General features: G+C 52.3%; 24 protein-coding genes. 19 read left to right on the forward strand and 5 right to left on the reverse strand.

Annotated elements, in window-relative coordinates:
• Positions 1–22: 22 nt before the first annotated feature.
• Complete coding sequence (locus M0220_RS13090) at positions 23–613, reverse strand: FlgO family outer membrane protein (protein ID WP_264017855.1); 591 nt, start codon at positions 611–613, stop codon at positions 23–25.
• A gap of 4 nt (positions 614–617) precedes the next feature.
• Complete coding sequence (locus M0220_RS13095; RefSeq protein ID WP_264017856.1) at positions 618–1,328, reverse strand: hypothetical protein; 711 nt, start codon at positions 1,326–1,328, stop codon at positions 618–620.
• Here M0220_RS13095 and M0220_RS13100 point away from each other — a divergent pair.
• From M0220_RS13100 to M0220_RS13155, 12 genes are all read left to right on the forward strand, one after another.
• A complete protein-coding gene (locus M0220_RS13100; protein WP_264017857.1) occupies positions 1,327–1,464 on the forward strand; it encodes a hypothetical protein in 138 nt (45 codons plus the stop codon). The two genes, M0220_RS13095 and M0220_RS13100, sit on opposite strands and share 2 nt — an antisense overlap.
• 99 nt (positions 1,465–1,563) lie before the next feature.
• Entirely contained in the window at positions 1,564–2,607 is a 1,044-nt protein-coding gene (locus M0220_RS13105; RefSeq protein ID WP_264017858.1) for an OmpA family protein, read from the forward strand.
• Between the two features lie 425 nt (positions 2,608–3,032).
• Positions 3,033–3,968, forward strand: coding sequence for an HAD-IIB family hydrolase (locus M0220_RS13110; RefSeq protein WP_264017859.1), 936 nt, complete (start codon positions 3,033–3,035; stop codon positions 3,966–3,968).
• Between the two features lie 21 nt (positions 3,969–3,989).
• A complete protein-coding gene (locus M0220_RS13115) occupies positions 3,990–5,210 on the forward strand; it encodes a glycosyltransferase family protein (protein ID WP_264017860.1) in 1,221 nt (406 codons plus the stop codon).
• Positions 5,211–5,473: 263 nt separating this feature from the next.
• Positions 5,474–6,340, forward strand: coding sequence for an MBL fold metallo-hydrolase (locus M0220_RS13120; protein WP_030071786.1), 867 nt, complete (start codon positions 5,474–5,476; stop codon positions 6,338–6,340).
• 39 nt (positions 6,341–6,379) lie between these two features.
• Positions 6,380–6,571: a YgaP family membrane protein gene (locus tag M0220_RS13125; protein ID WP_030071788.1), complete on the forward strand. Its 192-nt coding sequence runs from the start codon at positions 6,380–6,382 to the stop codon at positions 6,569–6,571.
• A gap of 22 nt (positions 6,572–6,593) precedes the next feature.
• The gene (locus M0220_RS13130) at positions 6,594–7,055 is read left to right on the forward strand and encodes a YeeE/YedE family protein (protein ID WP_264017861.1); all 462 of its coding nucleotides are present in this window, start codon (positions 6,594–6,596) and stop codon (positions 7,053–7,055) included.
• Positions 7,052–7,504, forward strand: coding sequence for a DUF6691 family protein (locus M0220_RS13135; protein ID WP_051690147.1), 453 nt, complete (start codon positions 7,052–7,054; stop codon positions 7,502–7,504). Before M0220_RS13130 ends, M0220_RS13135 begins: the two co-directional genes overlap by 4 nt.
• A gap of 169 nt (positions 7,505–7,673) precedes the next feature.
• Positions 7,674–8,375, forward strand: coding sequence for a response regulator (locus M0220_RS13140; protein WP_030071794.1), 702 nt, complete (start codon positions 7,674–7,676; stop codon positions 8,373–8,375).
• Positions 8,372–9,733, forward strand: a complete 1,362-nt coding sequence (locus M0220_RS13145) for an ATP-binding protein (RefSeq protein WP_264017863.1) — start codon at positions 8,372–8,374, stop codon at positions 9,731–9,733. The genes M0220_RS13140 and M0220_RS13145 overlap by 4 nt, the downstream gene beginning before the upstream one ends.
• A 117-nt stretch (positions 9,734–9,850) precedes the next feature.
• Positions 9,851–10,546: a c-type cytochrome gene (locus tag M0220_RS13150; protein ID WP_030071798.1), complete on the forward strand. Its 696-nt coding sequence runs from the start codon at positions 9,851–9,853 to the stop codon at positions 10,544–10,546.
• Positions 10,543–11,598, forward strand: a complete 1,056-nt coding sequence (locus M0220_RS13155; RefSeq protein ID WP_264017864.1) for a c-type cytochrome — start codon at positions 10,543–10,545, stop codon at positions 11,596–11,598. Before M0220_RS13150 ends, M0220_RS13155 begins: the two co-directional genes overlap by 4 nt.
• Positions 11,599–11,755: 157 nt before the next feature.
• Here M0220_RS13155 and dsbG read toward each other — a convergent pair whose 3' ends face one another.
• The 3 genes from dsbG to M0220_RS13170 form a co-directional block, all read right to left on the reverse strand.
• Entirely contained in the window at positions 11,756–12,535 is a 780-nt protein-coding gene (dsbG, locus tag M0220_RS13160; protein ID WP_264017865.1) for a thiol:disulfide interchange protein DsbG, read from the reverse strand.
• Positions 12,536–12,604: 69 nt separating this feature from the next.
• Positions 12,605–13,420, reverse strand: a complete 816-nt coding sequence (locus M0220_RS13165; protein ID WP_264017867.1) for a TlpA disulfide reductase family protein — start codon at positions 13,418–13,420, stop codon at positions 12,605–12,607.
• A gap of 102 nt (positions 13,421–13,522) precedes the next feature.
• Positions 13,523–15,292: a sugar phosphorylase gene (locus M0220_RS13170; protein WP_264017868.1), complete on the reverse strand. Its 1,770-nt coding sequence runs from the start codon at positions 15,290–15,292 to the stop codon at positions 13,523–13,525.
• A gap of 236 nt (positions 15,293–15,528) precedes the next feature.
• On the opposite strand from M0220_RS13170, the gene nrdR reads away from it, so the two are divergent.
• The 7 genes from nrdR to M0220_RS13205 all read left to right on the forward strand — a co-directional run bounded on the left by nrdR (position 15,529) and on the right by M0220_RS13205 (position 20,925).
• Complete coding sequence (gene nrdR, locus M0220_RS13175; RefSeq protein ID WP_264017869.1) at positions 15,529–16,032, forward strand: transcriptional regulator NrdR; 504 nt, start codon at positions 15,529–15,531, stop codon at positions 16,030–16,032.
• Complete coding sequence (gene ribD, locus M0220_RS13180; protein WP_264017870.1) at positions 16,032–17,210, forward strand: bifunctional diaminohydroxyphosphoribosylaminopyrimidine deaminase/5-amino-6-(5-phosphoribosylamino)uracil reductase RibD; 1,179 nt, start codon at positions 16,032–16,034, stop codon at positions 17,208–17,210. The genes nrdR and ribD overlap by 1 nt, the downstream gene beginning before the upstream one ends.
• A gap of 72 nt (positions 17,211–17,282) precedes the next feature.
• On the forward strand, positions 17,283–18,449 hold the full coding sequence (gene ribBA, locus M0220_RS13185) for a bifunctional 3,4-dihydroxy-2-butanone-4-phosphate synthase/GTP cyclohydrolase II (protein WP_030071808.1): 1,167 nt from the start codon (positions 17,283–17,285) through the stop codon (positions 18,447–18,449).
• 4 nt (positions 18,450–18,453) lie between these two features.
• Positions 18,454–18,942, forward strand: coding sequence for a 6,7-dimethyl-8-ribityllumazine synthase (ribH, locus tag M0220_RS13190; RefSeq protein WP_030071810.1), 489 nt, complete (start codon positions 18,454–18,456; stop codon positions 18,940–18,942).
• A complete protein-coding gene (nusB, locus tag M0220_RS13195) occupies positions 18,939–19,442 on the forward strand; it encodes a transcription antitermination factor NusB (RefSeq protein WP_009721754.1) in 504 nt (167 codons plus the stop codon). Before ribH ends, nusB begins: the two co-directional genes overlap by 4 nt.
• Positions 19,443–19,477: 35 nt before the next feature.
• Entirely contained in the window at positions 19,478–20,455 is a 978-nt protein-coding gene (gene thiL / locus M0220_RS13200; RefSeq protein ID WP_264017871.1) for a thiamine-phosphate kinase, read from the forward strand.
• Positions 20,452–20,925, forward strand: coding sequence for a phosphatidylglycerophosphatase A family protein (locus tag M0220_RS13205; RefSeq protein ID WP_009721756.1), 474 nt, complete (start codon positions 20,452–20,454; stop codon positions 20,923–20,925). Before thiL ends, M0220_RS13205 begins: the two co-directional genes overlap by 4 nt.
• The last annotated feature ends 23 nt before the right edge of the window (positions 20,926–20,948 follow it).

Here is a 20,948-nt window from a genome sequence, read left to right on the forward strand (position 1 = left end):
GTCGCGGCAAGAGGTGAGTCGACTACCAGCCGCCTTGGCCTTCCAATAGGCTTCGGGTGTTATTATCCAGCGGCAGTTTAAAGTCAGCGCTGCCAAGCACCATTGCATCACCAGCGCGGACTACTCGTGCGCTCACATAGAGATAGTCCTGGCCTTGTGCGTAAGTACCCATCAGTATGGAGCGTGCATTGTGCTGGGCGCTAAGACGTTGGACTTGGCGGGATAAAATTAATTCGCCAACAGTCTCTTCGATAAACATGCTGTCACGCATTTTGACTTCGCGTACCTGCATACCTTGCCTTGCGAGGGCAGACGCCATAATTTCTGAGCTAATACGGCCAAACGTAGACGACTGGCTTAAGTTATCAATACTCACGAAGGTAGCTGCAATCATGGGACTATGGCGTGTAAGGTCTGGATTGCTGGCGACCATTTGAGCGGCGGCTTCATGGGCTAGCTCGGAAAGGTCTGGCTGGGGCTCGGCATTTCTCACGCTATTGTTATTGCCAAGCGCAGCACAGCCTGCCAAGAACAGCGTAAGCAGCGCAGCAATAAACAGGCGAAAACTTGCGGTTAACCCGCGCAGTTTAAGTGGGGCAAAAAGTGAAAGCATGTAATTACCAAGTATCGGTGATAGAAACAGTTGGGGTTGCAGGCGCTTGAGGGACGCGATGTGGGGCATAGTGGCGTCGGTCACCCGCATTAATGTAATAAATATTAGATGAGGAGTAGAGAATACGGTCATTATCAACAATCTGGGTAGTGATGATAACCTCTTCTTTGCCCTCATATGTCCAACTGCCGCTGGTTGTATCCGCCACCATCGCCGCGGGGATTAATGCCAGTGCAGGTTCGCTCCAGTTTCCAAGTGCCATGCTAGCCACGGTAACACCACCCGCCAAAGCGGTGTAAGCACCAAAAGGCGGGCGTACATAACCGCGATCACGATGTTCAACGACTTCTACATCTACTTGCACAGTAGCTCCGCCAGCGTTGGGCTGGGTCATTACGCTACCGCCTCGCGATACCAGTTCGCTTGTTAATAGCGTACGAAAACCGCGCTCAAACTCGCCACCGTAGTAAGCATTCATTGACGCGTGCTCTTGCGCCGGGATATGCAGATCCCTAAAGCGAACGTGCTCACTGCGTAGAATGCCTGCTGCTTCGTGCTGAGCGAGTACTTCCCAGTGTTGAGCTGCCTGCATACGCTGCTGCTCACTATAAGGATAGGTGGTCGCAATGGGAGCTTGTGATGTGTTGGCATAGAAGCAGCCACTTAACATTAGGCTCGCCAGTCCGATAAAGGCAGGGCGCAATAGTTGAACCATGGATGATGACCTTGTTGGTAATGACAGCGTTTTAGAGGGCATCGTTTTTAAAGACATCGTTATTGAAGATACCGTTTTTGAAGGCCTGGCCCTCGATGCCACGGTTATTGATGGGATAGGTCGGATGCGCACCTGATAGTTCCTTCTCGCTACGAAACGGCTTTTGATAGACTAGTTTGCCATGCTTACCCTAGATCGGCCACGAGGTTAAAAACTTGAATGAGTGAAAACACCCATGCTTGAAGACCACCGCGCTGGTCCGCGTCATGATTCATTGCTAACCGCCTATCCAGAAGATGAAAGTAATAGCGGTTGGATGATTAGCTATATCGACATCATGACGCTACTGGTAGCGCTGTTTGTCATCATTATTGCGGCGGCTGATGTTACTAACCCATCATGGTTTCAACAGGAAGCTTCTGATGAGTACAGCTACGAGGCAGCGCCAGCCATAGAAGTGCCATTGCCTGCCGCACTTGCTGAGCGTCGTGAGCAGCGCGCGATAATGGGCGTGCTGCCTAGCGATGCGCTCAGTCCGCTTGCGATCAGTGCTGCGTTAGGCGTAGCAGGCTTACCTAAGGCGCGCGCTGTTGTTGAGGGCGTGCCGCCCCTATTAGCGCGAGCTAAAGAAGTGTCGGCAATTGAAGAAGCATCAATAGAGACAGCGCCATCAGACTTAGCGCCATCGATGGTTGCTAGTGGGCTTCCGCAGTTGTTGCTGCGTTCTGATGAGCGTCAGTCAGCTTCGCCGTTCGCGGATTACATGGTCGTGCTCACTGACCGTCCCCCTGTCAATGTACAAGCAGTATCAGATAACGCGATCAGTAGTGCATTAGCGCTTGATGAGCGATTGAAGGAGCGTGTGGAAGCATCGACGTATCTACCTAACTTAGAAGGCGTGGAAGTTTCCAGGGTTGCTGAGGGTATCAGCTTGCGAGTGCAAGATCGGCTGCTATTCCCCTCTGCCGATGCTCAGTTAACAGAGGGTGGCACCTCGCTAGTAGGGTCGCTGATGGAAACCATTCAGCGCTTTGAGGGCGAAGTCTGGGTGGAAGGGCACTCCGATAGTCAGTCTATTAATACGCCTGAATTTTCATCCAACTGGGCGCTTTCGAGTGCGCGGGCGATTGCGATTGTTGAAGCACTAGAAGCCGCAGGCGTCGCCCCAGAGCGTTTACGAGCGGTAGGGTTAGCCGCAACCCAACCATTGGAAGATAACGCTACGGTTGAAGGGCGAGCGCGAAACCGGCGCGTTGAGGTTGTTATCCACGTGGACTAATGTTCTTTATAGATGAATGTTCTCCATAGTCTAATGTTCTCTATAGTCGAATATGCTTTGGGGTAAACATTTACGTAAGTATTTAGCAAAAAAAGCCCGCCGGGGGAGGCGGGCATGAAAGGGCTTGGCTCACTGCAGCCCACTGACATCAGGTGAGGGGTGTACAAGGTTGTCAGTGGGTACAATTCGAGTATAGCTATTTGTGAGCTTTTGCCAAGGGTTTGTCGCATTTTTTTGTTTTTTTATATGCACTGTTTTAGTGCGCTTAGATTGCGTTGTTTTGGTGCTTGCAAAAAGATGGCTGTTCTTGATGGCTTAACTTAATGATTTTTAGAATTAAAATGGTATTGGCATATAAACTGCTTAGTTGCTTGTCTACAAGTGAGCGTGCGTAACGACATTTAAGATTTGCAAAAGGTGGTGCTATGACCGAACACACGCGTACTGCGTTACCCAGTAATGCTCAGTCACCCAGTGACATGGACCCCGCGCTTCAGCCGCGTTTGGTAGTCACTGATTTAGACGGTTCACTGTTAGATCACCACAGCTATGACTTTTCACCTGCTAAACCTTGGCTTGCCCGTCTTAAACAGCTAGGTGTACCGGTCATACCGGTCACTAGCAAAACCCGCGCCGAACTTATACCCCTGCGTGAAGCCCTTGGGCTAACAGCGACTCCCTTTATTGCTGAGAATGGTGCCGTCATTGGTTTACCGCCCGGCTGGTGTCATGCACGACTAGACCGGCCTGGTAATGGCCTAGACGGGGTGGTTGTTAAACAAACGGGTGTCGATAGCGGCTTCATTAGAGCGCGCTTGAACGTTTGGCGTAAGCGCTTAAACATTCGTTTTACTCGCATGGGGGACTTAAGCCTGCAGCAAGTGATGGAATTGACCGGGCTTGATAAAACCCGCGCGAAAGCTGCGCGGCAGCGAGAGGGGAGTGAACCGTTTATTTGGGAGGACAGTGAGGCTGCACTTGAAACGTTCCGCATTGCGCTGCAAGGCGATGGCCTTGAACTCACCCAGGGCGGGCGCTTTTGGCATGTGATGGGGCGGCTGTCTGATAAAGGCGGTGCAGTAGAGTGGCTCATCAAACGATTTACTGCTTTACGAGGCAGTCAGCCGCTTACATTAGGTCTGGGCGATGGCCCAAACGACATCACGATGCTGGAAACTGTTGATCAAGCCGTAGTCATTCGAGGCTGTCACGCGCTCAACGTCGAGCCGCAAAATAGCGTGCTATATCGGACACATGCAACCGGGCCAACTGGTTGGGCTGAGGGAATAGACCACTGGTGGGGGCAAGATGAGGGTGGGCTAAAAATAGCACCCACCAATGAAGCCGCTGCATCAGTTTAACAAGCCACGGGAGGCTAACGTATGAGTGATTTTCATCAAAATGGTGTGATTACCGATTTTCACAACTTAACCCGTCGGCCGGTTGAAGCGCTTGAACAGGAGCTTTGCCAGTTTGCCAAGCGCCGCCCAATGGGGCTGATATTACCCTCGCTTTTTTCTGAACTGGAAGGACCAGCACTGTCGGCCATTGTGGATGAGCTGGTGAAAGTGCCTTATCTCAATGAAATTGTCATTGGTTTAGACAGGGCAGATCGTGACCAGTTTTTATATGCGCGCGAGTTCTTTTCACGCTTACCCCAGCACACTCGCATTTTATGGAATGACGGCCCGCGTTTACGCGCCATCGACCAAGAATTAGAGAGCCACGGCTTAGGGGCTTTAGAGCCAGGGAAAGGAAGGAACGTATGGTATTGCGCTGGTTATGTGCTGAGTTCAGGCCGTTCCAGCGCTGTTGGTCTTCACGATTGCGATATTCTTACCTACGACCGAGGCCTTCTGGCAAGGCTTATGTATCCCGTCGCGAACCCCCGGTTCAATTACAGTTTTTGTAAAGGCTACTACCCGCGTATCGCTGAAGGAAAGCTCAATGGGCGCGTTTCTAGGTTAATGGTGACGCCGCTGTTACGGGCTTTGAAAACCGTCTGTGGACCGCTGCCTTATTTGGATTATCTAGACAGTTTCCGTTACCCCTTGTCCGGCGAGTTTGCTATGCGCAGTGACGTACTTGAAGGTATACGCATTCCCGCTGATTGGGGATTAGAAATCGGCGTTTTGTCTGAGCTGCAGCGCAACTACTCGCATCGTCAGCTGTGCCAGGTTGATATTGCTGACGCCTATGATCACAAGCATCAGCCCATTAGCGAAGAGGATGCAACGGGCGGTTTGAACCGAATGAGTCTGGATATCGCTAAAGCGCTGTACCGGAAGTTGGCTACCCAAGGGATTAGCTTTAGCAGTGAAGATTTTAGAACCCTTAAAGCGACTTACTACCGGTTAGCATTAGACCTCATTGAAGCCTACGATCACGACGCGACGATGAATGGGCTAAGTTTGGACCGCCATTGTGAAGAACAGGCGGTAGAGTTATTTGCCAGTAATTTGCTGGAAGCAGGCAACCTGTTTTTAGACAACCCCCGCGAGCGTCCTTTTATTCCCAGCTGGAACCGTGTGCAGGCGGCTATGCCTGACGTACTAGCTCGCATGCATGAAGCAGTTGAGCTTGATAACCAAGGTAAAGTGTAACGTCTTAAATCGCCTAGTTCGTCATTCCATAGATTAGCATTAGAGAGTAACAGCACCTCGCAGGCAGCGGGGTGCTGTTTTTTTTTGCAAAATCGATTCTTTCAATAGTGCTTTTATATCTCACTATGCAACTTAGCGATGCGCAACCTTGACCACACTCAAGAAACGGTTTTAAATTCCAAAGAAGTATAAACATATAACCATTTATGGTCTATGATGAGTGCACAGCAGCATCACTACTTGCCATTAGTTGGAGGCATAGCATGCAACGCCCGATCGTTACCCATTTTTTTGATGAACCCACCAACACCTTTAGTTATGTGGTGCAGGATCCTGATAGTCATGCCTGCGCTATCCTAGATTCGGTGCTGGATTTCGACTACGCCGCAGGGCGTACAGATGTACGTTCTGCAGATGACATTATTGAATTTATTCGCGATAACCGTCTTGAAGTGGCATGGATTTTAGAAACCCATGTGCATGCTGATCACCTCTCAGCAGCGCCCTATTTGCACCAAACGCTGGGTGGAAAAACGGGGATTGGCGCACGTATTGTCGATGTGCAGGAAATTTTTGGTAAAGCGTTTAATGCGGGCACCGAGTTTGCTCGAGACGGCAGCCAGTTTGATGCCCTATTCAATGAAGGTGACACCTTCACTATTGGCAATCTTCAGGGCTACGTTCTGCATACTCCGGGCCATACGCCTGCCTGCCTAACCTATGTAATAGGCGATGCGGCTTTCGTTGGCGACACACTGTTTATGCCAGATTATGGTACCGCCCGCTGTGACTTTCCCGGCGGTGATGCACGCACGCTATACCGCTCTATCCAAAAAGTGCTGGCGCTACCGGCGCAAACACGGCTGTTTTTATGCCATGACTATAAAGCACCAGGTCGAGACGTTTACCAACACGAAACCAGTGTTGAAGAGCAGCGTGAGGCGAATGTTCATGTGCACGAAGGCATCAGCGAAGACGAATTCGTAAAAATGCGCACAGAACGGGATGCCACGTTGGGTATGCCTAGGCTCATTATCCCGTCAGTACAGGTCAATATGCGCGCAGGCGAAATGCCGCCTGCCGAGGATAACGGCGAGGTCTACCTGAAAGTACCCATCAACCGTTTTTAACTGATTTATAAACTAATTTTTATTATTAAGGAGCTAAAGATGAAAGCAAATGTTGGCGGTATCGATAAAGTGGCGCGAATCGTTGTCGGTCTAGTGCTAATTGTGCTGGCAATCACCGGCACTATTGGCGTGTGGGGATGGGTTGGCATTGTGCCGCTTGCCACAGGGCTATTTAATTTTTGCCCGCTGTATCCTTTGCTGGGTATCTCAACCTGCAAAAACAAGCATTAATTACAGGCAAGGAGTGTAAGCCGTGGACTGGATGGCAAGCCTGCAAGGGCTCGTTGGTGGTGTGTTGATAGGGCTATCAGCGGTATGGCTGATGGGAGCCTTAGGGCGCATCGCTGGCATTAGCGGCATCATCGGAAACTTAATAACCCAGCGCCCTCAGGGCGACAGCGCTTGGCGGCTGGCCTTTTTGGTTGGACTGATCAGTGGTCCGTTGCTAGTCATGGCACTAGGTGGTGGGTTAGGTAATGTAGCCGATGCCCCCGGTTCAGTGATTGGTGCACCAGCAGGGGGTGTACCGCTGATGCTGGTGGCAGGGCTGCTAGTAGGCCTCGGTACTGGGCTTGGTAGCGGCTGCACCAGTGGGCATGGCGTTTGTGGCTTGGCACGTCTATCAACCCGTTCCATGGCCGCCACCGGCGTATTCCTACTTGTCGCGATAGCGACCGTTTATGTAACGCACCATGTGATCGGAGGTGGCGCATGAGCGAGATAAGTAAGCGTACTCATGCCGTGAAAAACAGGGGGGTCGTGAAAATTGCGGCTGGCTACCTCGCGGGGTTGCTTTTTGGACTTGGGCTTGCAATCTCTGGCATGACGGACCCAGCGCGAGTGATTGGCTTTTTAGATGTGGCTGGCGCTTGGGACCCCACACTGATGTTTGTGTTAGGGGGGGCGGTCGTTACCGCATTCGTGGGTTACCGGGTTGTCTTTGCTCGTGGTGAGCCATTATTTAGCGGCAGTTTTCAATTGCCTACGAAGCAAACACTCGATGGTAAATTGTTGGGCGGCGCAGCGCTGTTTGGCATCGGCTGGGGCCTTTCTGGCTATTGTCCTGGCCCTGCTATTGCGTCTGTAGGTGGGTTGTCTATACCTCTACTGGCGTTATTGATTGCGATGGTAGCAGGCTGGTTTATCGCAAAACGTATCAGCTAAAGCATCACATATCGTCCGTTACTATCGCCCTTGTCTGCCCAGACAAGGGCGTTTTTATAGCTGGTTTTTATAGCTGGTTTTTATGAACAGATTGATGACACAGCCCGCTAGCTTAATGCTGGGTTAATGTGTATTTGCCATGCTAGCTGCAATAAAAGGAAAACCGCTTATGCACGTCTTGCTCATTGAAGATGACCCGCTTGTCGCATCAGGAATACGTTCCGGTTTGATGATGTACGACTTTGTCGTCGATCATGTTTCCACGATTCAAGCCGCGCGACAAACCATGCAGTCAGTTACCAGCGATCTAGTCATTCTTGATCGTGGCCTTCCCGATGGTGATGGTCTTCAGTTACTGCAATCGTGGCGCGAGCAGGGTATTGCCACTCCGGTATTAATGTTGACAGCGCGCGATGCGATACGAGACCGCGTCGATGGATTGCAGTGCGGGGCCGACGACTACTTGGTAAAGCCCTTTGATCTTGATGAGTTAGTGGCACGCCTCCATGCGTTGCTTAGGCGAGTATCTGGTCGTAGCCAGGGCCTAACGGTCCATGGCGCGTTAACGCTAGATCCTAATGCGCGTGAAGTAAAAGTTTCTGGTCATCTAGTAACGCTATCGCGGCGAGAGCTGGTGCTTTTGGAGGCCTTTTTGCATTCGCCGCGTAGCGTGCTCTCTGCCGATCAGCTTAAAGATAGTCTTTATGGGCTGAGTGATGATGTAGAGAGCAATGCGCTAAACGTGCATATCCACCATCTGCGTAAAAAACTCGGCAGTGGAGTTATTGAAACGGTGCGAGGGTTGGGCTATCGGTTAGGCAAACCTGAGGCGGTTCATCTTCCAGGCTCACCCCATAAGGGGCAGCAATGAGTTTGCGTGCTCGCCTATTACTCACCCTGGGGGTGTCGCTAGCGTTGCTGTGGGGCGTTGCCGCCGCTTGGTTGCTCAGTGATTTAGAAAAAAAGTTTGTGGAAACACTAGACCAGCGCCTTGCCCAATCCGCTCGAATGGTAGCGGGCTTGGTGCTTCAACTGCCTGAAGATGTTTGGGAACAGAGTCAGACGCGCTCACTGTCTATTCCCCCTATTGAGGGGTTAGCCTGCCAGGTTCACTCACCGCGTGGCGATATTATCGCCCGCACCCATGCCAATATGGACACCATACTGGCACCGGGTGAGCGTGGTCATGCATATCGTCAAGAAGGCGATACGACATGGCGTGTCTTTACTTATGAGCGAGGCGATCTCGTCATTACTACCGCCGATCGAATGGATGAGCGGGACATGCTGCTTAGCGATGTGTTTCGCGTCGCTGTTGTGCCGTTTGTCGTGGCGTTGACAGGCAGTTTGATTGCGCTGTGGGTAGTGGTCTGGCGTGGATTGGCCCCGCTATCAAGGCTGCGTGAATCGCTTGCCAGTCGTCATCCGGAAGCATTGGCACCAGTGTCTACCTATGGCGTACCGAAAGAGATCAAACCGCTGATCGATACGCTCAATGGCCTGCTGGTGAGAATCCAGCAAACCATCGTTCGCGAGCAGCGTTTTACCAATGATGCCGCACATGAGCTGCGTACTCCTTTGACCGCGATTAAAACCCATCTCCAGGTCGCGCAGCGTGCAGAAGGTGACGTCGCCAAAGAAGCGCTCCGTTGTGCCGAGGCGGGGGTTGTTCGTCTAGCGCATACGCTGGATCAGCTGCTGACATTGGCAAGAGTTGAGGGGCGTATGCGCTTTGACGACGGCGAACCAAGCCAGGTGGCAGAGATTGTAGAGTTCGCGATCGCCGACAGTGTAGCAACCGCAGGACAGTGCCAGCCTCCCGCTCACGTTCCCCATGTGTGCCTAGCCATGCCGAGAGAATTAGCAATAACCGCCCTGCGTAACCTACTGGATAACGCGCTGCACCATGGCGCAGATGATTTGCCTGTGGTGCTCACCGTGCAGCCTTCCCCTGATCAGCGTCACGTAACGTTCACCGTGCATGATCAGGGAAGCGGTGTAGATGACGCTACACTGAAACAATTAACCCAACGCTTCTGGCGTGTCAGCAAGCAGCAAGGGAGTGGTTTGGGTTTGGCGATTGTGGCGGCAATTGTTGAGCGTTTTGGTGGCTGGGTGAGCTTTGAAAATGTTGAGAGCGGCGGTTTTAGCGCTCACCTATCTATCCCTATTTTGCCTGACCCTATTTTATTCACCTCTTCGTTGCCTACCCCTACTGGCGGTGACTGAGGGGACAGGAAGAGGCGATTGGATAGCGTTCGCTTAGCCATAACAGCCAGAACGTAGTAAGTGAGCATGGAAATAACCACGAGATAAACAAATAACGACCGGCAGTTAGGGGGAAATATGAATAAAAAACAGTGGGGCAAGTTTAGCTTGCTGATAGGGGCCAGCTTTGTCGGTGCCAGCACCGTTGCTGGCAGCGTTTTTGCCGAAACGGGTGATGCAGAACGCGGCCAAGCTGCCGCGGCGACGTGTATTGCCTGCCACCAAGCTAACGGCAGCGGAATGAATATACCTGGTGGTGAGTCATGGCCGCGTTTGGCAGGGCTTAATGCTGATTACATCGCTAAGCAGCTACATGATTTTAAAGAGGGGCGGCGCCAAAACGCTACCATGATGCCCTTTGCTAACATGCTCAATGATCAGCAAATAGCGGATGTTGCCGCTTACTATAGCCAAATGCCCATAACGCCAGGCCAAGGGGGGGATGATGCTGATGAGGCTTTATTAGCTCGTGGCGAACAACTGGCTGAGCGTGGAGATTGGGATGCCTATATTGTGTCATGTAAAAGCTGTCACGGACCGGGTGGCACGGGCGTTGGTGAAGAGTTCCCCGGCATTGCAAGCCAGCATGCAGGCTATATAAGCAACCAGCTGCATGCTTGGCAAAATGATGAGCGCAGTAATGATCCTCAGAATCTGATGGGGGCTATTGCTAAGCGTATGAGTGATGAGGATATCCAAGCGGTGTCTGCATGGTATGCCACCCAGGATGTTAGCGCTCAAACCGACAGTGAAGAAGGGGAGACAGCACAATGAATTTGCATAAAAAGCGTCTCGTGTTAGCGCTAACAGGCTGTTCATTAGCCACAGGTATCGTGGTCAGTGCCTTCGCTGCCAATGAGGCAGCCACAACGGATGAAATGCCTTACCAAGGGTTAGTGGAGCTTGGCTTTCCTGCCCCGCAAGAAGGCGAGCTAGTTCACGTTCCGCCGACCATGGCAGACCTGGAAGAGGCTGATATTCACCCAGAGCTGAAAAAAGTCATTCGTTATGGCTACGACTTATTCACCAATACCCAGCAACTGCGTGGTGAAAATGTTTATAACGATATGAACTGCTCTAGCTGTCACTTAGGTGAAGGGCGTCAACCGTTTAGTGCACCGGTGTGGGCAGCAGCGGTCACGCTTCCTGACTTCAGGGGTAAAAACCAACACGTTAACAACCTTGAAGAGCGCATTGCTGGCTGCTTTGCTTACTCGATGAATGGTACGCCGCCTGAGTACGGCAGTGACGAAATGCTTGCGCTGAGTGCTTATCATCAATGGCTGGCTACGGGAGCGCCTATGTACCCCAGTCAGCCAATTTATGGCCGTGGCTTTCCTGCGCCAGATGAGCCAGCTGAAGCCCCTGATTACGCCCGTGGCGAAGTCGCATATCAGGAAAACTGTGCCATTTGCCACCAAGAAGACGGCTCTGGGCACTATGAAAACGGCGAGTACGTTTTTCCAGCGCCTTGGGGGGATGGCTCTAATAACTGGGGCGCAGGCATTGTTAGGGTAGATACTGCCGCAGGGTTCATTTACAACAATATGCCGCTCGGTCAACCGCGCTCGCTAAGCGATCAAGATGCTTGGGATATTGCCTATTACATGAGCAGCCAAGAGCGCCCGCAAGACCCTCGCTATACGGGAGATATTGTCGAAACCGCTGAGCGCTTCGGGCCTACTTTCCACAAACGCTCGCTCTACGGGCAAACCCGTGAACATGATGGTCATGTACTTGGTGACCATGACAATTTCGGCGAGAAAGGCGACATCGAGCCTTGGAACGTAGGCATGCCCCGTTTCGAAAGCTTAGCTGACGAATAATCTGCCTGACGGGCTGCGCTCTAAGCATCGCAATACGCGTATCAGGGAAACCAGTAGCCCGTGGTGTTATCACACCACGGGCTACTGGTTACGAAGAGAACGTTGAGTGGAAGCAGCCGTACCTAGCCGCAGCCCTAAGACGGTGTCATGGACGGTACTAAGGCGCTTCACTACCCATCATTTCAATCATGCGCTCTTCGCTTGGCAGGCCTTGAATCCTATCAATACGTACATCACCGTTGTCTGTTTCGCGTAGGAATGCGCTGGTAGGCGTAGCGTAAAGGCCTAACTCCTCAAACAGCTGGTTATTGGCATATACCTGCTCTTCAATATCTCTTGGCTGTGCGCTCGCTGAAAGCGAATCGCCTTTGCTATGGTTATGTAGCGCGGTTGAAGGGTCGTCTGCGCCTAGCAGTGTGGCTGCTAGGGCAGGGCTATTTGGCGCTAAAATACCGACCATAATATGACGCAGTTGCACGTCACCTGCTTCTACCCAGGGGCGGCTTTGTTCCCAAAGTTGGCGGCAGTAGGGGCAGTTGGCATCAGTAAACGTGTAGATCACCCGCGGAGCGTCCTTATCACCATCTTGGATCCAGTGACTCTCTTCTAGCAGTTCCCAGGTTTGCGCTTCCAAGGGAACTCGAACGTGTTCGTCTAACTGTGCTTCGGTAAGGTCGTTGCCTTGACTGTCCATCAGCGTACCGACAACGGCATGTTCGCCATCAGGGGTTAAATAAATCGCCATATCCTGACCCTGGACGCTAGCACCGTAACCACGCATGCCCCCTGGTGCCTCAAACTGACCGTGAATTGTTAAACCTTGGTTGGCTAACGCTTGCACTGGTGCAGGTAGTTCTTCGGCATGGCCAACCGATGTGGCGCCAATACTTGTTAATAGTAACAAGCTGCTTAAACGTGTCAGGGAAAAGTAGTTCATGGGGAGGTCCTTATATAAAAATTAAGCAAGGTAAACCGCTGATGAAATGGGCCCATGTAAGAGGGTGTCTCAACGTAAACGTTCCAAACCTTGATGAAGGGTGGCTCGGGAGAGTTCACCAAAATGGGTGTTAAGCAACTTTCCTTCCGCGCTGTAAAAAAGGGTGGTCGGCATGGCATGAGCCCCCGTCGCTTCTCCCAGTGCATTGCGTTGGTCAAGCCACACATTATCCAGTGAAAGATCATGCTGGTGCATAAACGCTTCGATGTGTTGGGCATCTTCCCCTTGGTTTACGAATACAAAGGTAATACCTTGTTCGGCGTTCTGCGCTTCTTCAAAAACAGGCATTTCACGAATACAAGGGGGGCACCAGCTTGCCCAAAGATTAACCACGATAGGCTGCTGCGTCTGGTGGGAAAGTTGAGGTAGATTGGTAGATTGGCCACTTAGGTCGACTAGCGGCGTGTTTGGGAGAGGGCGCGACTGTTGCTCAATTAAGGCGGTGCTACCAACGATAAGACCCCAGGTTAGGCCGCCCGCCAGCAAAGCGCCACTTAAAGGCCTGCGCTGACGAGAAGAGCGCCACAGCACCCAGCTGGCATAGCCAAGACCGGCAATTATACCGCCTGTTAAATCAAAGCCACCGTCTCGAATGTCAAGCCGAGCAATAATGCCATCATATGCGCCCCAGTACCGCACAACAAATACTACTCGCGCGGCAATGAAGGCGATAAAAAACACCGTTATGAGTGTGTCGCTCACCGCGACATTGTGCCGCCGCCCTAGTAGCGCCCCCACTAAAAGTGCCATCAAAAAAGCCATGACCAACACAAGCTGATGAAGACTGAACCCCAGGGGGCCAATGGCGATACTCTGCTGCAGCATAGTTAACCGTTTTAGTTAATGATCAATGCTGCAGTATCTCAGCCGTAGATTATTTGACGATTATATTGCCCACTGCTGAGACGTTATGCCGCAACGCATGTTTCAAGCATCCGTTACCATCCATCGTATGGCGTAAGGGGGTAACGCAGTCTCTTCACCAGCGTTTTGTTGGTCTAAAGCACGCCACGCATGATGGCTAAGCGCTCGTTCAAGCGCCTCTCCCACCTTATTTAATGGCAGCAGTGTATCGGTTACGTTAAATAGGGCTAATAAACGGCGGCCGTCACTGAGGGGGCCTCGCTCAATAGCAAGTAACTCTGGGGGCGTGGGCAGTACGCGCTGCGCAGCATGGGGATGGAAGCAGGGTTCTGATCGGCGTTGTTCGAGCAGACGACTAAGCGCATGAAACACATCGTGGGTCGGTGTTGAGGGGCTTTCGAGTAATAGCGCTAGCTCATCACGCTGCCAGCGGCGGCGATTAATTGAACGTAAGCGGCCGCTGCGCTCTACCCCTTCGACATCGTTAAGGGTGCCTGTCAAGGTATGGATATAAAGGGCGGGAATGCCCTGAAGCGTAAGCATGATGGCTTGGCTGCAAAGGAAGCGGGCAATTTGCCAAGGGTCTGGCCCTCTACGTGTGCCGCGCATGGCTTCAAACCAGGTGATATTGATTTCGTAAGGCGTATCGCTGCCATCAGGATTGCTACGCATACTGACAAAGCCACCAAAGCGATGCATCAGTTCTAGCAGCGCATCTCGCTCATGGTCAGGAAGCAAGCCTTCTAAAGGACGCACGCCAATACCATCATGACTGGCAGTGAAATTTAAATAAGTACACTGCTTAGGCAGTACCGGCAGGCTAGCAAGCCAGGACTGCAGAGTGGTCGCTTCACCGCGGGTGAGTGTATGTAGCAGCAGCGGTGGCAATGCGAACTGATAAACCATATGGGCTTCGTCGGGTGCGCCATTGGCAAGTCGCTCTAGGCCAAAGTAACTGATGTTTTCTGCGTGAGGAACATTGGTCTCGGTAATTAGCAGCGTGCCCGGTGATATTTCATCGACAATGGCGCGCAGTAAACGCACGACGGTGTGTGTCTCTGGAAGATGAATGCACGATGTTCCCAAACGTTTCCATAAAAATGCCACAGCATCCAGGCGAATGATACGCACGCCCTGTTGGAGGTAAAACAGCAAAATGCCAACAAATTCTAGCAATACGTCAGGATTTTCAAAATTTAAGTCGATCTGATCTTCCGAGAAGGTTGCCCATACATGGCGGGTTCCCCGACGCGTAGAAATAGGCACGAGCAAGGGGCTGCTGCGTGGTCTAATTACCTGGGAAACATCAGTTTCCGGTTCAACCTCAATAAAGTAATCGCGGCCTGGCAGGCTGCCGGTTAAATAATCAACAAACCAGAGCGATTCGCGAGACACGTGGTTAAGCACTAAATCTGCCATCACGTCGTAGTGGCTGGCCAGTTCGCGTATGTGCTCCCAGTTACCCAGCTCTGGATTAACCTCTCGGTAATGAATAACTGAGAAGCCGTCGTCGCTGCTCCATGGAAAGAAGGGCAGCACATGCACGCCGCTAATGCGCTCACCCAGATAGCGTTGAAGAAATTCATTCAGTACCGCAAGAGGGGGAGCGTCATCTGCCACAATGGAATCACCGTAACTAATGATCCACTGATCTTTTTCGCTCCACGTTGGTGCATGACCCTCTTCTCCCGCGGTAATTTCTGTTACGCGTGGAGCCGTTGATACGTGACGAAAGTGCTCAATGTGCTGTCCAAGGCGGCGCTGTACCTCGCTGGCGCGGGGGCCGTAGAGGTGCGAAAGGAAGTGGTAGACCGTCTGCTCAAATGGGGTCATGGAGTGTCCTCTTAAACAACCTACGACAAACGCTGCAGCTTGTGTGCCAAATCGTTACAATGCTAGGTTAACGCCGCGTTTAATAAAGCGACTATTTTTGCTTGCAAGTGCCTCTTTACTGCATATCGTTGTAGCGCGTGGCGACTTTACTGCTAACAATAGTTCATAATATGCCGATAAGTGCCGTTCTCTGCACAGGCTGACACGCTGCACGTACTGACAACAGGTTGACTGCCATGCATTGCCCTTTTTGTGGTGCTAATGATACTCGAGTGACCGACTCGCGGCTGGTAGCCGACGGTGACCAGGTGCGCCGTCGTCGCCAATGCGCTAGCTGTCAAGAACGCTTTACTACCTATGAAACCGCAGAACTCATCATGCCGAGAGTTGTGAAATCCGATGGCTCACGGGAAACGTTTAACGAGAGTAAGCTGCGGGCAGGCATGTTGCGTGCGCTTGAAAAGCGCCCAGTCAGTGCCGAGGCAATAGAAGCTGCCGTTGAGCGTATTCGCCAATCGCTTCGTGCCCGTGGAGATCGCGAAGTCAACGCGCGGGATATCGGTGAAGCCGTCATGAAAGCGTTAAGCAAGCTCGACCAGGTCGCCTATATCCGCTTTGCATCGGTATACCGTAAATTTCAAGATTTAGACGAATTTCGCGCTGAGATAGACCGTCTTTCTCAAGATCCTGGTGATCATCTTGCACCCGCCCCCAGCGACCCACATCGCGGAGAGGGTTGATGAAAGAGTCGATAAAAGAGCCGATGGAAGAAGGGTTCACTAGCGCTGACTATCACTTTATGGCGCGTGCCTTGCAACTAGCGGCTAAGGGGCTTTATACAACCGACCCTAACCCTCGAGTGGGCTGCGTTATTGTCCGTTACGATCAACACACTGAAGGGCAAGTGGTGGGTGAGGGGTTCCATCTGCGTACTGGAGAGCCTCATGCAGAAATTCATGCGCTTAACGCAGCGGGTATAAAAGCGGAAGGTGCCACTGCCTACGTCACGTTGGAGCCTTGCTCCCATACGGGACGCACAGGCCCTTGTGCTGTTGCGTTAGCGGATGCTCGCGTTGCACGAGTGGTCGTGGCCATGGTTGATCCTAACCCCCGCGTTAGCGGTAGCGGTATCCAGCGGCTAAGGGATGAGGGTATCCAGGTGGAGGTTGGCCTGTTAGAGCAGGATGCACGTGGATTAAACCCTGGTTTTATTTCGCGTATGCAGCGCAAACGTCCTTTTGTACGCTTAAAAATGGCCATGAGTCTTGATGGTCGTACTGCCATGGGGTCAGGAGAGTCGCAGTGGATTACTGGGCCAGAGGCGCGTAGCCAAGTGCAGCGTTTGCGCGCTCGATCAAGCGCTATTTTAAGTGGCGTTGAGTCCGTTATTATGGATGATTCACGGCTGACAGTGCGCGCGGAACAGCTGGCGCTTGATAATGCAGAGGCGGTCAGTCAGCGCCAGCCGCTGCGTGTCATCTTAGATTCACGCCTGCGTCTACCGCTAGCGGCAGCCTGTCTTCGTGAACCAGGGCGCACGTTGATTATTACCACCGAACATCACAGTGACGAAAAACGTCAAAAGCTGGAAGCTGCGGGTGCGCTTATTAAGGTAATGCCTGCGGATCAAGAAGGTCGAATCGACCTCGCGAACATGCTGAGCTGGCTAGCTGAGCATGAGCAGATAAACGAACTGCTCGTTGAAACCGGTGCTACTTTAGCAGGCGCGCTGTTAGAGGCGAACGCGGTGGATGAGCTGCAGTTGTTTGTCGCGCCAACGCTGTTGGGGGGTGAAGCTCGACCACTATTTGCGTTGCCCGGTATGACCCGTATGGCTGACCAAAAACGTTTGACTATTAAAGAAATTCGCGCCGTTGGGAGTGATTGGCGAATAATCGCTGAACCTCGCACTGACTAGCGCACAGGGCCAGAGCAAGGTACCCTGACGCGCGAAATCGCATGTATTGCGACCACTTATTTTGGAGATTCCATGGCGCATTCCTCTTCAGAGGGTTTGTCCCCTATCGCTGAGCTGGTGGAAGATATCCGCCAGGGCAAAATGGTGATTCTCATGGATGATGAGGATCGCGAAAACGAAGGTGATATCATCATGGCGGCCGAAAAAGTGCAGGCCGAGCATATCAACTTTATGGCACGCTATGCCTGCGGACTTATCTGCATGCCCATGACGCGTGAGCGCTGCGAACAGCTTAACCTTCCGCTGATGGTGCGTGACAATGGCTCTGGGTTTGGCACTAAGTTTACGCTCTCCATTGAAGCGACCGAAGGGGTGACCACCGGCATCTCCGCAGCCGATCGTGCCCGCACGGTACAAGCCGCAGTGGCAGCAAATGCCAAGCCGACAGATATTGTACAGCCCGGCCATATTTTTCCGCTGATGGCCGAGCCGGGTGGTGTTTTGCGCCGGGCAGGGCATACCGAAGCCGCCTGTGATTTGGCATCGCTAGCCGGATGTGACCCCAGCGGCGTCATTTGTGAAATCATGAATGACGATGGCAGTATGGCGCGTCGTCCTGAGCTTGAAGTGTTCGCCAAAAAGCATGGTATTAAAATTGGCACAATTGCCGATTTAATCCACTATCGTATCGTCAATGAGCAAACCGTTGACCCGGTCGAAACCACCAGCGTGATGACGGCCCATGGAGAGCTGGCGCTGCATGTGTTCCGTGACCGCATACAGGGCGCTCATCATTTAGCCTTGGTTAAGGGGCAACCGACCCCAGAACAGCCCACTACTGTGCGTGTTCACTTAGCGGATACGCTACGTGATATTGTGGGGTTAATGAAAGGTGAGCAGTGCCGTTGGGATGCTCATCGTGCCCTGAAAGAGATCGCGGATGCACCTTCGGGTGTCTTTGTGCTGATTGATGATGGTCGTCCCCATCAGGATTTAAAAGATCAACTGGATATTTTTCTGGACCGCGTGCGTCAGCCGCGCACCAGCGATTCAGACGGTTCAGGTAATTATTTAACGATTGGTACTGGCTCGCAAATCCTACGCTACCTAGGGGTAGGTAAAATGCGGCTACTCAGCTCACCGTGGAAATTCTCGGCGCTCTCTGGTTTTGATCTCGAAGTGGTTGAGCGCTTGGGACCTAATGACACGGCGTATGAGCCAACTTCTCAGCAGGAATAAATTGATGCAATCCCTTTCGCAAGTTGAAGGTACTTTTGTAGATGTCGATGGCCGTTATGTCATCGTTGTAGGTCGTTTCAATCACCATGTGGTGGATAGCCTGGTGGAAGGCGCTATCGATAGCCTGACGCGCCATGGCGTTGATGCGGACAATATTCACCTTGTCCACGTCCCCGGTGCTTGGGAGCTACCGCTGGCAGTAAAGCGCGTGCTTAAAGTCATGAAGCCCGATGCTGTTATCGCGCTGGGCGCGGTTATTCGTGGAGGCACGCCGCATTTTGAATATGTGGCTGGTGGCTGTAATACCGCCATTAACCACCTCCAGCTTGAGTTTGATACACCGGTGGCAAACGGGGTGTTGACCGTTGAGTCAATCGAACAAGCAATCGAGCGAGCGGGCACCAAAGCAGGTAATAAAGGTACGGAAGCGGCAATGGCAGCGATGGAAATGGTATCGTTGCTGCGCGCATTGCCGTTAGGAGATAACCAATGAGTGAACGTCGTGAGCGTAAGCCTTCTGCTGCACAGCTAGGGCGCCACGCCGCACGTGAGCTGGCGGTTCAAGGAATTTACCAGTGGCAAATGACGGGTAAATCAATCACCACTATCGAAGCTGAGTTTCGCAGCCAAGTAGCGGATGATGACCTAGAAGATTACGAAAACTGGGTAAAAGTAATGGAAATCGCCGACAAAGCGCTTTTCCATGAATTATTGCATAACACGGTCAGATTCAAAGCAGAGTTAGACCGTGAAATTGCCCCATTGCTCGACCGTCGCCTAGAAGATCTTGACGCCGTTGAGTTAGCTATCCTTCGTTTGGGCGCCTACGAGCTGTCTCGGCGGATGGAAGTGCCCTATCGCGTAGTGATTAACGAAGGCGTTGAGCTGGCCAAATCTTTTGGTGCCACCGACGGCCATAAATACGTAAACGGTATTCTCGATAAGCTGGCAAATCGCTTACGAAGTGCCGAGGTCAGTGCTCGCCGTCTGTAAGGCAAGCCTTCTGATAATACGTTTAAGGGGCCTTTGTGCTTGGCGAATTTGAACTGATTCAGCGCTACTTCATGTCGCCGCAGGAGGCGCACGCGACAGCCGGTATAGCGCTTGAAAATGGCGACGATGCAGCGCTTTTAGTGCCCCAAGCAGGTCAGCAGCTTGTGGTTAGCGTTGATACATCGGTGAGTAATGTCCATTTCCCCCACGATGCCCCAGCACATGCGATAGGGCACCGTGCTTTGGCAGTGGCACTCAGCGATTTAGCCGCGATGGGAGCAACGTCCCGGTGGTGTCTGATGGCGCTAACGCTGGATAAGAGTGCCTTTGTTGATCGCGATGCTGCTGAGCAGTGGTTAGCAGGGTACGCGAAAGGATTTCATGCGCTTTGCCAGCAACATTCCACCGCTCTGGTCGGAGGGGATGTCACCTCTGGGGCATTGACCATTGGTGTCACGGTGATGGGCGAAGTGCCAATAGGTGATGCGTTGACCCGTTCAGGCGCAAGCGTGGGAGATGTCATTGCGGTGACGGGTGCGCTTGGCGGGGGAGCCGGTGGCCTAGCCCTTTGGCGCCAGGGTGAACGCGATCTTTCGCACCCGCTGCTAAGCCGCTACTTGTTGCCACAACCTCGTTTAGCAGCAGGTGTGGCATTACGCGGTCTTGCAACCGCAGCATTAGATGTTTCGGATGGCTTGCTGGCAGATTTGTCGCACTTACGCAACGCGTCTGAAGTGGGCTGTGCACTAGCGCTAGATGCACTGCCGTTAGCGAATGGGTTACATGAGACGTTAGGCCACGATGGTGCGATAAAAGCCGCGCTAACGGGGGGGGACGACTACGAGCTACTGGTGACACTTTCACCACGCAATATCGCTATTGCTCAGCAGCGACTCGCTGACCTTGGCTTGTCACTAACTGTAATAGGCCGCTGTACAGAAACGCTAGGCGTGACTGGTGTTGATGCCAGTGACTACGAAGGATGGCAGCATTTTAGCGGGGAAGCGCCATGAACCGAGCACCAGCGAGCGTTTGGCGTCGGCCAACCCATTTTTTTGCCTTTGGCCTGGGCAGTGGTGCAGTGCCCTGGGCACCAGGCACCTTCGGGACGCTAGCGGCTATTCCTTTCTACTGGATGATGGCCGACCTGCCCTTGAGCTGGTATCTCGGCATTGTATTTGCCGCCTTTGTCGTTGGGGTTTGGTTATGCGATAAAACCTCCCATGACTTAGGTGTGCACGATCACTCTGGTATTGTTTGGGATGAATTTGTTGGCTACTGGATCACCATGGCGGCCGTACCCTTTTCATGGGAAGCGGCGCTCTGGGGGTTCATTGTTTTTCGTATCTTCGACGTGTTCAAGCCATGGCCTATCCGCTGGGCTGATAGGCGTGTTGCCGGTGGATTTGGCATTATGATTGATGATGTCATGGCCGGTATCTATGCGTGGAGTACGATGCATTTATGGTTTTGGCTGCATTAAAAAATCTATCAGTATAAGCAGGC

It is taken from the genome of Halomonas qinghailakensis, assembly GCF_025820815.1.
GTDB classification, from domain to species: domain Bacteria; phylum Pseudomonadota; class Gammaproteobacteria; order Pseudomonadales; family Halomonadaceae; genus Vreelandella; species Vreelandella qaidamensis.

Excerpts from the sequence above, each read along its gene's own strand:
- M0220_RS13090 (WP_264017855.1), bottom strand. The coding sequence starts at position 613 with ATGCTTTCACTTTTTGCCCCACTTAAACTGCGCGGGTTAACCGCAAGT.
- M0220_RS13100 (WP_264017857.1), top strand. The coding sequence starts at position 1,327 with ATGGATGATGACCTTGTTGGTAATGACAGCGTTTTAGAGGGCATCGTT.
- M0220_RS13095 (WP_264017856.1), bottom strand. The coding sequence starts at position 1,328 with ATGGTTCAACTATTGCGCCCTGCCTTTATCGGACTGGCGAGCCTAATG.
- M0220_RS13105 (WP_264017858.1), top strand. The coding sequence starts at position 1,564 with ATGCTTGAAGACCACCGCGCTGGTCCGCGTCATGATTCATTGCTAACC.
- M0220_RS13110 (WP_264017859.1), top strand. The coding sequence starts at position 3,033 with ATGACCGAACACACGCGTACTGCGTTACCCAGTAATGCTCAGTCACCC.
- M0220_RS13115 (WP_264017860.1), top strand. The coding sequence starts at position 3,990 with ATGAGTGATTTTCATCAAAATGGTGTGATTACCGATTTTCACAACTTA.
- M0220_RS13120 (WP_030071786.1), top strand. The coding sequence starts at position 5,474 with ATGCAACGCCCGATCGTTACCCATTTTTTTGATGAACCCACCAACACC.
- M0220_RS13125 (WP_030071788.1), top strand. The coding sequence starts at position 6,380 with ATGAAAGCAAATGTTGGCGGTATCGATAAAGTGGCGCGAATCGTTGTC.
- M0220_RS13135 (WP_051690147.1), top strand. The coding sequence starts at position 7,052 with ATGAGCGAGATAAGTAAGCGTACTCATGCCGTGAAAAACAGGGGGGTC.
- M0220_RS13140 (WP_030071794.1), top strand. The coding sequence starts at position 7,674 with ATGCACGTCTTGCTCATTGAAGATGACCCGCTTGTCGCATCAGGAATA.
- M0220_RS13145 (WP_264017863.1), top strand. The coding sequence starts at position 8,372 with ATGAGTTTGCGTGCTCGCCTATTACTCACCCTGGGGGTGTCGCTAGCG.
- M0220_RS13150 (WP_030071798.1), top strand. The coding sequence starts at position 9,851 with ATGAATAAAAAACAGTGGGGCAAGTTTAGCTTGCTGATAGGGGCCAGC.
- M0220_RS13155 (WP_264017864.1), top strand. The coding sequence starts at position 10,543 with ATGAATTTGCATAAAAAGCGTCTCGTGTTAGCGCTAACAGGCTGTTCA.
- dsbG (WP_264017865.1), bottom strand. The coding sequence starts at position 12,535 with ATGAACTACTTTTCCCTGACACGTTTAAGCAGCTTGTTACTATTAACA.
- M0220_RS13165 (WP_264017867.1), bottom strand. The coding sequence starts at position 13,420 with ATGCTGCAGCAGAGTATCGCCATTGGCCCCCTGGGGTTCAGTCTTCAT.
- M0220_RS13170 (WP_264017868.1), bottom strand. The coding sequence starts at position 15,292 with ATGACCCCATTTGAGCAGACGGTCTACCACTTCCTTTCGCACCTCTAC.
- nrdR (WP_264017869.1), top strand. The coding sequence starts at position 15,529 with ATGCATTGCCCTTTTTGTGGTGCTAATGATACTCGAGTGACCGACTCG.
- ribD (WP_264017870.1), top strand. The coding sequence starts at position 16,032 with ATGAAAGAGTCGATAAAAGAGCCGATGGAAGAAGGGTTCACTAGCGCT.
- ribBA (WP_030071808.1), top strand. The coding sequence starts at position 17,283 with ATGGCGCATTCCTCTTCAGAGGGTTTGTCCCCTATCGCTGAGCTGGTG.
- ribH (WP_030071810.1), top strand. The coding sequence starts at position 18,454 with ATGCAATCCCTTTCGCAAGTTGAAGGTACTTTTGTAGATGTCGATGGC.
- nusB (WP_009721754.1), top strand. The coding sequence starts at position 18,939 with ATGAGTGAACGTCGTGAGCGTAAGCCTTCTGCTGCACAGCTAGGGCGC.
- M0220_RS13205 (WP_009721756.1), top strand. The coding sequence starts at position 20,452 with ATGAACCGAGCACCAGCGAGCGTTTGGCGTCGGCCAACCCATTTTTTT.